This window comes from Rhizobium sp. BK060, assembly GCF_014193145.1.
Classification (GTDB): domain Bacteria; phylum Pseudomonadota; class Alphaproteobacteria; order Rhizobiales; family Rhizobiaceae; genus Rhizobium.
This window is the reverse complement of the sequence record NZ_JACHYW010000053.1, coordinates 1-11,069: the sequence shown is the minus strand read 5'-3', so window position 1 is coordinate 11,069 and position 11,069 is coordinate 1. Positions and strand designations below refer to the sequence as shown.

The window sequence follows — 11,069 nt, the reverse complement described above, 5'->3', positions numbered from 1 at the left end:
GTCGACACGTCGCCGATGTCCTTGGCGCCACCCTCGCTGAACTTCGCCGGAAGCGGCATCTCCGGGGGTACATGGTCCGGGCCACTCACACAGCCCGCGAGTAGAAGCAGAAGCGCCGGAGAGGCAAAGCGAAAAGATGCCATTAAAAATCTTCCTGTAACTCGACCAAATCTATTCTTGTCAGAAGCCTTCATGCTTCGCTATCGGCCGCGCTTCGCTCGTACGAGAAACACCATCCCGAAGCAGTTGGCGGCAATGTATCAACGAGTCTCACCTTCTCACAGTGCATTTATATCACACTCACGCTTCATTTTTGCTCGTCCGCGAGAAGATCCGGCGGATAACAACGAAGAACGAGGGCACGAAGAAGATGCCGAGAGCGGTCGCGGCAAGCATACCGCCGAGCACGCCAATACCGATTGCGTTCTGCGCCGCAGAGCCTGCTCCGGTTGCGACTGCCAGCGGCACGACACCTAGAATGAAGGCAAGGGATGTCATGATAATGGGGCGCAGGCGCAAGCGCGCCGCCTCAAGAGTCGCCTCGAGCAGTCCCATTCCTGTTTCCATTCGGTCCTTCGCGAACTCCACGATCAGGATCGCGTTTTTCGCCGCCAGACCTATGGTCGTCAGCAGGCCGACCTTGAAGTAGACGTCGTTCGCCTGACCGAAGAGAGTTGCAGCGGCGAGGGCGCCGAGCACGCCGACCGGCACGGCCATGATGACCGAGAACGGGATCGACCAACTTTCGTAAAGCGCTGCCAGGCAGAGGAAGACGACGAGAACGGAAATCGCATAGAGCATCGGTGCCTGCGAACCGGACAGGCGCTCCTGATAGGAAATGCCCTGCCAGGCCACGGTGTAGCCGCCGCCCAATTGTTCAGTCAGCGCTTCCATTTCGTTCATGGCGTCGCCCGAGCTCACGCCCGGTGCCGACGCGCCCTCGAGCGGGATTGCGCTCACTGCATTGAAGCGTGCGAGTGTCGGGGCGCCCTTGACCCATTCGGTGCGGGTGAAGGCAGAGAAGGGCACCATTTCACCACTTGAGTTGCGGGCATACCAGTGATCGAGATCGTCAGGCTGCATGCGGAACGGCGCGTCACCCTGCACGTAGACCGGCTTGATCTCGCCATTCAAGGTGAAGTCGTTCACGTCGCGACCGGTAAAGATGACCGAGAGCATCGAGTTGACCGCGGTGATATCGACACCCATCGCGCCGATCTTTTCCTGGTCGATGACGATCTTCATCTGCGGCTCGACCTCCTTGTTGTTACTGCGCAGCGCGACGACCTTGCCGCTGGAGTTTGCGGCCTGGATCAAGCGCTTCGAGGCAGCGTCCAGAGCGTCGGTGCCGTGACCGCCGGTATCGACGAGATACATGGAGAAGCCGCTTGAGACGCCGAGACCCTGGATGGCCGGCGGCAGCAGCGCGAAGACCTGCGCTTCGCGGAAGGTGAAGAAGGTCTTCAGCGCCCGCGTCACGACAGCCTGCGCATGCAGGTTCGGATCCGTGCGCTCGGAGAAATCCTTGAGCTTAGTGAAAACGATGGCGCTGTTCTGGCCGGAACCATTGAAACCAAAGCCAAGGGCGCCAAAGACGGACTGCACGGCGTCTTTCTCGTTCTCGCGGTAGTATTTCTCGACCTTTTCGACGACGGCCTGGGTCTGCTGCGTCGTCGAGCCGGGAGGCGTCGTGACGATCGTCAGCAGGACACCCTGGTCTTCCTGTGGAAGGAAGGAGCTTGGCAGACGATTGAACAAGTAGGCGCAGCCAAGACCAATGAGGAGGAAGACCAGCATGACGCGGATCGGCCGTTTCAGCAGGTAGCCGATGCTCCGGACATAGCCGTTGGTAGAACGCGTGAAGTTGCGGTTGAACCAGTCACCGATCCGGTGCTTCTTGTGTTCGGTCACCGGCTTTAGCATGGTCGCGCAAAGCGCCGGCGTCAGGACGATCGCGACGAGTGCCGAAAGCAGCATCGCAGAGACGATCGTCACGGAGAACTGGCGGTAGATGATGCCGGTCGAGCCGCCGAAGAAAGCCATCGGGATAAAGACGGCTGTCAGGACGAGCGCGATACCAACGATGGCGCCGGTGATTTCGCCCATCGACTTCTCTGTGGCTTCGAGCGGCGACAGCTTCTCTTCCGTCATGATGCGCTCGACGTTTTCGACGACCACGATGGCGTCGTCGACGAGAAGGCCGATCGCCAAGACCATGGCAAACATCGTCAGCGTGTTGATCGAATATCCCGCCATGGCGAGGATGCCGAAGGTCCCAAGCAAAACCACTGGCACGGCGATCGTCGGAATGAGTGTCGCCCGGAGGTTCTGCAGGAAGACCAAAAGGACGATGAAGACGAGAACGATGGCTTCGATCAGCGTGTGAACCACCTTTTCGATCGACAGTTCGACGAAGGGGGTCGTGTCGTACGGATAGGTGATTTCCACGCCTTCCGGCAGGCCGTGGCTGATGGTGTCGAGGGCAGAGCGAACGCGGTCGGCGGTATCGATGGCGTTGGCGCCGATGGCAAGGTTGACGGCAAAGCCGCTCGACGGCTGGCCGTTGTAGCGGGAGGAGCCGCCGTAGCTTTCCTGGCCGATCTCGATGCGTGCTACATCGCTGAGGCGGACGGTGGAACCGTCCTTTTCAACCTTCAAGATGATGTGCTCGAAGTCGGAAACGGTGGTGAGCTGGCTTTGCGCCGTGATGGTCACGTTGAGCTGCTGGCCGTCGACCGACGGCTGGGCGCCCAGCGATCCGACCGAAACCTGGGTGTTCTGCGCTTCGATCGCGGAGGTAACGTCGCCGGTCGTTAACTGATATTTCAATAGCTTGTACGGATCGAGCCATACGCGCATGGCATAACCCGAACCAAAGATGTTGATGCTGCCGACGCCCTCGATACGCTGGATCTGATCTTCGATGGACGTCGACATGATGTTGCCGAGGTCAACCGAGTTGCGCTTGCCGTCCGTCGAAACCAACGAGCCGACGAGCAGAATGCTCGAGGTCGAGCGGGTGACGCTGATGCCGGCGTCAATGACGTCGCTCGGCAGCTGGGACTGGACCAGCTGGAGCTTGTTTTGGACTTGGACCTGCGCGATGTCGGGGTCGGCGCTGGTGCCAAATGTCAGCGAGATGCTGGCAGACCCGGTCGACGAGGTCGACGTCATATAGGTCAGGTCGTCGAGGCCGGTCATGCCGTCTTCGATGATCGTCGTCACCGATTTCTCGACGGTTTCGGCGCTCGCGCCGCGATAGGTCGCATTGATGCGTACCGTGGTTGGCGCGATATCAGGATATTGCGAAATCGATAGCGTGAAGATTGCGAGCAGGCCCGCGAGCATGATCGTGATCGCGATGACCCAAGCAAAGATCGGGCGTCGGATGAAAAACTTGGCCATTGGCTTACTGTTCCTGTACGGCTTTGATCACGGTTCGTCGCGATTACTTCGCGGCGGGCTTCTGCGCTTCACCGGATGCGGCCTGATCAGCGGGCACAACGATCCCCTTGTCATTGATTTTCATCGGCATTGGCTTGACGGGCATGCCTGCGGAAATCGACTGCAGGCCGCTGATGATCAACTGATCGCCGTCGTTGATGCCCTCGGTAACGAGCCAGGCGTTGTTGGACGGCGATGCGTTTTCGAAGATACGGGTTTCGACCTTGCCGTCGGCTGAGACGAACTGCGCGGTCAGCTCACCATTCGCATTTCGGCTGGTTGCAAGCTGCGGCAGCGCATAGCCTTGCTCTGCGCCGAGTTCCAGCGTGGCGCGGACATACATGCCGGGCAGGATGATATGATCGGGATTTGGAAAGCGGACGCGGATGATGAACGTGCCGGTCGTCTCGCTGACGACGGACTTCGACATGTCAAGCGTGCCCTTCTGGTCATACTCCTTGCCGTTTTCCAAGATGAGGCGGAAGGCGGCGTTGCCGGCATTGCCCTTGACTTCTCCGCTTCTGATCGCGTCGCGAAGCCGCAGCAGGTTCGTGCTCGATTCCGTCAGGAGGATATAGACGGGATCCAGCTGGCGTACGGTTGTGAGCGCCGTCGTCTGGTTGGCGGCGACGACGTTGCCGACGTTGTATGCCGTCTGGTCGATCACGCCATCGAATGGCGCAATGATCTTCGTGTGGTCGACATCGATTTCGGCGGCGGTTAGGGCTGCCTTTGCGGATTCGACCTCGGCTTGCGCCTGCAGAAGGTTGGTGCGCGCCGTCTCAAGTTCGATTTGCGTCGCGCCCGAACCCACAAGGCGCTGATAGCGATCGAAATTGCTTTGCGCGCTTGGAACGCTTGCTTCTGCCTTGGCAATGGCGGCGCGTGCCTGTGCAGCGGTTGCCAGATAGGGCGCGTCTTCGATCTGGTAGAGAACGTCACCCTTCTTGACTTCGCCACCTTCCTTGAAGGGGATCTTCTCGATGATGCCGCTAACTTGTGGGCGAATGTCGGCAATCTGCGAAGCTTCGGCGCGGCCTGGCAAGATCGTGGTGACAGGGAAGCTGCCCTTCGTCAGGGATATGACACCAACCGGGGCGGCCTGCTGAGCAGCGGCACCCGCGGCGCCGGCTGCGCCCTGCTTGTTACCGCTATCGCTGCATGCGGCGAGTACCCCGCCGAGAGCAAGGGCGGAGGAAACGAGGAAAATGCGCCGTATCATAATGAATTCCTTGTGCGGTGGCGTCCGAACCAATGGCCTTCATCAACAATGAGGGCCGATCATCGATCCAGAATCGAATGCCACTGATCCGAATTTAAGAAAGACTTTACGAAGTGACGTAAGTTATGAATCGTCACTTAGCAAGCGCTATTTTGCAGTGCGGCATCGACGAAAATGACGATCTGCTTTGCGCGGTGGACAAGTGTGTCCTTATCATCACGGGCGATCAGAACTGGGTGCAGGACGCTTGCCAGGACATCGGCAACTGTGCTGGCGGCATCTTGCGGGTTGCTGCAATGGTAGCGTCCCGCGGCGATACCTACCCGTATGATATCGTCCAGCTTTTGAACGATGCGCTCTTTGTATCGATTGCCGGCCTCGAGCTTGGCTTGCACCGTCATCAGGACCATTTCGAAGATATAAGGGTTCTGCTGAATGTCCTGCAGATGGCTGTCGAGCAGGCGCAATACAAAACGCAGCAGCTGCTCGTTGGGCGGCAGTTCATCGTCGAAGGCGGCAAAGCGATCTGCGACCTCGCCGAGGTGGCGTTCCGCAATGGCGTCGACAAGCGCGCTTTTCGAACGGAAATGCTTGAAAACATTGGCCGGCGACATACCGAGCGAGGCGGCAATGTCGGCGATGGAAACGGCGACGAAACCACGTTGGCGGAACAGCAATTCTGCCATGGAGAGAATGTCTTCGCGGGTCTCTTCGGCCTTGCGTCTTGGCCTGCGTGCCATCCATTCCCCCGCCGGCTTGAGGCCGGCACCCCAGTTTTACAGATGCTAGCGCCAACGACGGAAAGCCTGCAAGCCAATGTTGCAGGCTTCCTGCGCGGCGGCCTTACGAGAAGTAGGCCGACAGATTTTTGCGGATGCGCTCGACCGGGGTTGCTCCGCTGTCGTCGGGAACAAAGTGTTGCGCCGTGATGCTTTCGTAGGCCTTGATGTAGACTTCGGAGGTCTGCTGGATCAGTTCGACGGGGATTTCCGGGATCTCATCCTTATAAGGGTCGCAGCGCTCCGCGACCCAGGCGCGCACAAAGTCCTTGTCGAAGCTTGTCGGACGTGTTCCGGCCTCGAAGCTTGCCTGATAGCTGTCGGCCAGCCAGTAGCGGCTGCTGTCCGGTGTATGAATTTCATCCGCGAGAATGATGTTGCCATTCTCGTCGGTGCCGAATTCGTATTTGGTGTCGACGAGGATAAGGCCCCGCTTGGCCGCAAGGTCCTGGCCGCGCGCGAAGAGAGCCAGTGCGTAACGCGATAATGTCTCCCACTGCTCCTTGGTCAAGAGACCGCGCTCGACGATCTCTGCCGGCGTCAGCGGCTCGTCGTGGCCGCCATCGAATTCCTTGCTGGTCGGCGTGATGACCGGCGTCGCAAGCTTCTGGTTGTCGCGCATGCCGTCCGGCAGTCGCATGCCGTACATCTCGCGCTCGCCTTTCTTATAGAGCGTGAGGATCGACGTGCCCGTTGTGCCGGCGAGATAGCCGCGAACGACGACTTCGACCGGCAGGATATCGAGACGCTTGCCGATGACGACGTTCGGATCGGGATAGTCGAGAACGTGATTGGGGCAGATGTCCTTCGTCGCCTCGAACCAGTAGCGAGCCGTCTGCGTCAGCACCTGACCCTTGTAGGGAATGCAGGTAAGAATGCGGTCGAAGGCGCTCAGTCTGTCGGTGCTGATGATGATGCGCTGCCCATCCGGCAGGTCATAGTTCTCGCGAACCTTGCCGCGATAGTAATTGGGGAGCTCTGGGAAATGGGCTTCGGAGAGGATTCGCACGGGCTCGACCATCCTTCTGCGTTGATCGTGAACTTTCCCCTGCTCTAGTTCCATCGCCGGGGATGTCAAGCAAACCCGCTCCTAAAGCCAGAAGAGATAGATGAGAAGTAGCGTAAGACCATAGCTCACCACCGTCAGCAGTGCCCCGGCCTTCAGGAAGTCGCTGAAGCGGTAGCTCCCGATCCCCATGGCCAGCGTATTGTTATGGTGGCCGAACGGCGTCAGAAAATCCAGCGAGGCGCCTGCGGCGACGGCAATCAGATAGGCGGATGGAGACTGATGCCCGGTTGCTGCGAAGGCGACGGCGATGGGGCTCATGACGATCGCGACGGTCGCGTTGTTGACAAAGGGCGTCAGGAGCATTGACAGAAAGAGAACGAGCGCCACCCCCGTGGTCGGTTCGGCCAGCGACACCATGGAACCGAGCGCCGCCGCGATGACTTGGGCGGTGCCCGTTGTAGCGACGGCGGAACCTATCGGGATCATCGCACCGAGCATGATAATGATCGGCCAGTTGAGGTCCGCCATTGCCTGGCGAATGTTCAGGTAGTTGAGAAGCGCCAGGACAAGCACGACGCCCGCAAACGCAATATCAGGTGTGACGAGTTCAAAGGCCGTTGCCGCGACGCCTGCGGCAAAGATGGCAAAGGGCTGCCAGGACGATGCCGACATTCGGAACGGCGGCTGCGACGCCAGCGGAAGACACTCGCACTCCTCGAGCGCTTCGGCGATCGCCTTTTGCTCGCCCTCCAGCACCAGAATGTCGCCAATCGACAGCTGCAGATCGGCAAAGCGCCCCTCGATCCGAGGTGAGCGCATCGAGAGGGCGGAAACCGTGACGTCGCGACTGCTGAACACCTCCAGAGAATGCAGTCGCGAGCCGACCAGAGTGCTCTCCGGCATCACGACCGCCTCGACATAGTCGAGATCGGCAACGGCTGCGCTCCGATGTCGCTGCGGAAGCAGCGTTCCGGACGTTTGAAGCCCATCAAAAACCGTATCGTCCGCTTCGGCCAACAGCAGGTCGCCCGCCTCGACGACCAGTTTATCGGGCGTCCCGAACACGAACTTGTCATTGCGAACGAGGGTATGGGGCTGCAGCGAGAATCGATCGGGGAGATCCGACAGGGGCGCGCCGATCAGCGATGAACCCGCAGGAATACGTCGTTCGGTGATCCTGCGTCTTGCTGGCGAGGCAGTTTCTGCCGAAGCCGTCCCGTCGATTTCCTGCGGAAATAGCCGCGGTGCGAGCCATGCGGTCAGCACGATACCAACTACAGCGACAGGCAGACCGACATAGGCAAAATCGAAGAGTCGGAAGCCGGTGCCGCTCGTCTCCGCCCAAGCATTGCTGACGAGCATGTTCGCGGGCGTACCGATTAGCGATACGATGCCGCCCAGGAGCGCCGCGAAAGAGATAGGCATGATCAACTGCCGTTTGGGTATCTCGAGCGCAGCACTGACGCGCAGCGTTGCCGGCAGGGCGATCGAAAAGGCGCCGATGTTATTCATGAAGATGGAGATGAAGCCGGTCGCTCCGGACAAAGTGGCGATGACCGCAGCGTTGGAAAATCTAGCGTGCACGAAAAAATCCGCGAGCCGATCGAACAATTGCGCCCGTGCCAGCACCTGCACGACGAGCAGGATCTCCACGACCGTCACGACCACGGGGCTCGCGAAGCCGGAGAAGACCTGCTCGGCGGAATAAAGGTGGAGGGCATAACCGGCGAGCAGTCCGGTAATCGCGATCACCTCGATGCGGAAGCGTTCCAGTGAAAACAGGACGAGCATCGCGAGCAGGAGGATCAGCAAGGATGCTTGCTCGAACGTCATGGCTTGTCCCGAACCTCAGTCCACCGGGAGAATGTAGCGGTTCGGGCCGCGCTGTATAGAGCGAAATCTCCCATTCCATGCTCCACACCGACAATGCGCTCAGTCAGCGGGCCGGCGCCAGGTGCCGGTCTCGGTCATCTCCAGCATCGGGGTGGAAAACACGCCCACTATTCTTTCCCGCCATTGTGATCCGGCTGCATCGAGCGCTCCGCACCAACGGCGCGACTGCAGCATCGCAGCACCGATCGCAACAGGCTCGATGCCGCAACCGGCGAAAAGCTGCAGCCCGGAAATGATCGAGGTGCCGCTGGAAATGACGTCGTCGATCAGCGCCACGCGGTGGCCCTCCAGCAACGGCAGCATGCGGGGATCTATATAGAGACGTTTCTGTTGACTTGGGGTGGTAATCGACGAGAGCGCCACGGACAGGTCGTCGCGGTACCAGAATTTTCGGGACGTTCCGAGCGGCACATATCGCGAGTGCCCCAGCTTTTGCGCCACGGCAGCTGCGAGCGTCAGCCCAAGTGTCGGCAGGCCCGCAACGACCTCGACCTCGAAAGACTTCAGCTTCTCGGCAAGCGACTGAGCCAGCAAATCGAGAACCTCGAAACTCGCCTGATTGATGATCAGCGAGGCCAATGCATGCTGCCCGTCTGCCAGCACGCGTACCGGCAGGCGAAGCTGGCGCCCATCGTCCAACTCGGCGACATAGGAAGATGAGAAGTCTCCGTCGCTCCTGAAAGTGCCCGGGTTGTGAACTTCCTGCCAAAACTCGTGCGCCGCCAATTCCGTCATGCACTCAATTCCGTCTTGCCGGTTCCATGCCTGCGCTCCGGCGCAGTTCCTTCAATTCTGCATCCGTCAAGGCGCGCACTGCTCCCTTCGGCAATTCGCCGAGCGCCAAGCCCCCGATCGCAACCCGCACGAGGCGGAGGCATTCGATATCCAGGGCTTCCAGCATGCGACGGATCTGGCGGTTGCGGCCTTCATCGAGTTCGACCTCGATCCAGGCGTTCTTGTCGCCGCTCCTCAATAGCGCCGCGGACGTTGCCCTCAGAACTTCGCCGTCGTGGTGGACGCCAGAGGTCATCGCAGCCAGCATCTGGGCATCCATGATCCGGTTGACCTGGACATGGTAGGTCTTCGTGACATGGGTGAAGGGGTCGAGCAGCGCCTGGGCGAAGACGGTATCGTTGGTAAAGAGCAGCAAACCTTCGCTTGCCTTGTCCAATCGGCCGACCGGCGAAAGGTGCGGCGCTTCGAAGTCCCTGAGACAGTCGTAAACGGTGGGCCGGCCTTCGGGATCATCGCGCGTCGTTACCAGCCCGCGTGGCTTGTTCAGCATCAGATAGATCTTCGCCTCGGCGGCCACCTCGGTGCCATCGACGCGGATCTTGGCCGATGCCAGGTCCACCCAGGCGGAGATGTCGGTGATTTTGCGACCATCGACTGAGACGCGCCCCTCTAGGATCAGCCGTTCAGCTTGTGTCCGCGAGCAATGGCCGAGCTTTGAAAGCGCACGCGGCAGGGTTACCCGCTTGCCGGGCGCTTCGCCGTTCGGTCTTGCGCGCTCGCGCGATTTCTGAGGTGAGCGCCGTTGCCTCACTCTGTACCATCCTGTCAATTCCGTTGATCAGGTTCTGACACGAACACTTTCATGATGCCAGCAAGACGCCGACAAAACGCGGGGAAAAATTAGACGCTCAAGGGTTGGTGGGTGGGGAAGGTCAAAAAGCCGGACGGCGCTTTACGCGCCATCCAATTCGTCTTCGGGGGAGAGATCGGCAAGCCTTAGTGGCAAGCCATGAAACCGGCGAGTTCCTGGCGGCTGATAACGACACCCGCGGCCGCTTTGGCGGGGTCCGGATGAGTATAGGCTAGGCAAGGCAATTCAGGTAATTCAAGGGCTTGGCGCATGTTCATGATGCCGACCGCCTTGCGGCCGTTGACACCGTCAACACTGACTTCGACTATAAAGTGCGCTTTCTGGTTCTCCATGAGTAATCCTCCCGCCCATTTTAGCCGCAGCAATAACGACTAAACTTGGTTTTTCTAAGACCAAAGTATTACGAGCCGCATTGACCTCCAGATCATGCGGCTCGCGATAAAAGCGGAGCGTTTCCGCTGGCGCTATATCAGCGCCACCAATGGTGTGGCGGCTGTTGGCTGCCGCTCAAGAGATAGCCAGCTAGAAAACCGATCGCGCCGGCAAGTGCCAGCGCGGTCGTCGTCGCCGCTGCATGCTCGCGGGCAGCGCCTGCGGCAGCCACACCTTCGGCCCGAATCTGGGCAACGGCGCCCTTTGCGCGGGGGAGGGCATCTTCATAAACCTTGCCGGCACGGTCGCGCACTTCGTAGTAGGCTTCGGCACCCTGCGCCGAGATCATTTTCTGCAGGCGGGATACTTCCTGCTGGAGCGCGGCGATATCCTTGCTGACGGACGCTCTGATGTCGTCGGTGGTGGCAGCCATGTCTTTCTCCTTTCCTCTGCACGAACGAGAACACGAACGAGCTGCTTTAGGTTCTGCGCGATTTGATCCGTGTAAGGGGCAAATGATCCTCATCCGCTGACTTTCAACCCTCAAACGCCGCTTTTGCGCTGTTCGGATAGGACAGAAAACGGCTGAAGCCACGATTTTTGACCATTTGATAAAGGAATTTCGAAGTCGGCTGGAGCGCCGTTCGGCACCAAAAACACTCTTTCAGAAAATCCGTCAATCGAATCAATCTGTTACAAAAATGTCAAAAAACTTTGTTGGGTGGTGTTGACTTAGAAAAGGGG

Annotated in this window: 9 protein-coding genes and 1 pseudogene; all 10 read right to left on the bottom strand. The window is 59.4% G+C overall.

Annotated features, from left to right (window positions below; all coding sequences use genetic code 11):
- Positions 1-143 (bottom strand): annotated as a pseudogene (locus FHT71_RS32080) (nodulation protein NodT); the annotation flags it as partial.
- A 157-nt stretch (positions 144-300) separates the two neighbouring features.
- Positions 301-3,405 (bottom strand): efflux RND transporter permease subunit, encoded by a 3,105-nt coding sequence (locus tag FHT71_RS30915; RefSeq protein ID WP_132595263.1) that lies wholly within the window; start codon positions 3,403-3,405, stop codon positions 301-303.
- Between the two features lie 43 nt (positions 3,406-3,448).
- Positions 3,449-4,666 (bottom strand): efflux RND transporter periplasmic adaptor subunit, encoded by a 1,218-nt coding sequence (locus FHT71_RS30910; RefSeq protein ID WP_132595261.1) that lies wholly within the window; start codon positions 4,664-4,666, stop codon positions 3,449-3,451.
- A 137-nt stretch (positions 4,667-4,803) separates the two neighbouring features.
- Positions 4,804-5,406 (bottom strand): TetR family transcriptional regulator, encoded by a 603-nt coding sequence (locus tag FHT71_RS30905; RefSeq protein WP_007801257.1) that lies wholly within the window; start codon positions 5,404-5,406, stop codon positions 4,804-4,806.
- Between the two features lie 103 nt (positions 5,407-5,509).
- Complete coding sequence (locus FHT71_RS30900; RefSeq protein WP_132595259.1) at positions 5,510-6,454, bottom strand: phosphoribosylaminoimidazolesuccinocarboxamide synthase; 945 nt, start codon at positions 6,452-6,454, stop codon at positions 5,510-5,512.
- Between the two features lie 81 nt (positions 6,455-6,535).
- Positions 6,536-8,287: an SLC13 family permease gene (locus FHT71_RS30895; RefSeq protein ID WP_183723260.1), complete on the bottom strand. Its 1,752-nt coding sequence runs from the start codon at positions 8,285-8,287 to the stop codon at positions 6,536-6,538.
- Positions 8,288-8,386: 99 nt separating this feature from the next.
- A complete protein-coding gene (locus FHT71_RS30890) occupies positions 8,387-9,082 on the bottom strand; it encodes a phosphoribosyltransferase (protein WP_183723258.1) in 696 nt (231 codons plus the stop codon).
- Positions 9,083-9,086: 4 nt separating this feature from the next.
- The gene (locus FHT71_RS30885) at positions 9,087-9,893 is read right to left on the bottom strand and encodes a pseudouridine synthase (protein WP_132595253.1); all 807 of its coding nucleotides are present in this window, start codon (positions 9,891-9,893) and stop codon (positions 9,087-9,089) included.
- A gap of 185 nt (positions 9,894-10,078) precedes the next feature.
- Positions 10,079-10,285: a hypothetical protein gene (locus FHT71_RS30880; protein WP_007787687.1), complete on the bottom strand. Its 207-nt coding sequence runs from the start codon at positions 10,283-10,285 to the stop codon at positions 10,079-10,081.
- Between the two features lie 137 nt (positions 10,286-10,422).
- Positions 10,423-10,758: a hypothetical protein gene (locus tag FHT71_RS30875; protein ID WP_132595251.1), complete on the bottom strand. Its 336-nt coding sequence runs from the start codon at positions 10,756-10,758 to the stop codon at positions 10,423-10,425.
- Between the last annotated feature and the right edge of the window lie 311 nt (positions 10,759-11,069).

What these genes read in the sequence shown, in the direction of transcription:
- FHT71_RS30915 (WP_132595263.1), bottom strand. Translation starts at nt 3,405, where the DNA reads ATGGCCAAGTTTTTCATCCGACGCCCGATCTTTGCTTGGGTCATCGCG.
- FHT71_RS30910 (WP_132595261.1), bottom strand. Translation starts at nt 4,666, where the DNA reads ATGATACGGCGCATTTTCCTCGTTTCCTCCGCCCTTGCTCTCGGCGGG.
- FHT71_RS30905 (WP_007801257.1), bottom strand. Translation starts at nt 5,406, where the DNA reads ATGGCACGCAGGCCAAGACGCAAGGCCGAAGAGACCCGCGAAGACATT.
- FHT71_RS30895 (WP_183723260.1), bottom strand. Translation starts at nt 8,287, where the DNA reads ATGACGTTCGAGCAAGCATCCTTGCTGATCCTCCTGCTCGCGATGCTC.
- FHT71_RS30890 (WP_183723258.1), bottom strand. Translation starts at nt 9,082, where the DNA reads ATGACGGAATTGGCGGCGCACGAGTTTTGGCAGGAAGTTCACAACCCG.
- FHT71_RS30880 (WP_007787687.1), bottom strand. Translation starts at nt 10,285, where the DNA reads ATGGAGAACCAGAAAGCGCACTTTATAGTCGAAGTCAGTGTTGACGGT.
- FHT71_RS30875 (WP_132595251.1), bottom strand. Translation starts at nt 10,758, where the DNA reads ATGGCTGCCACCACCGACGACATCAGAGCGTCCGTCAGCAAGGATATC.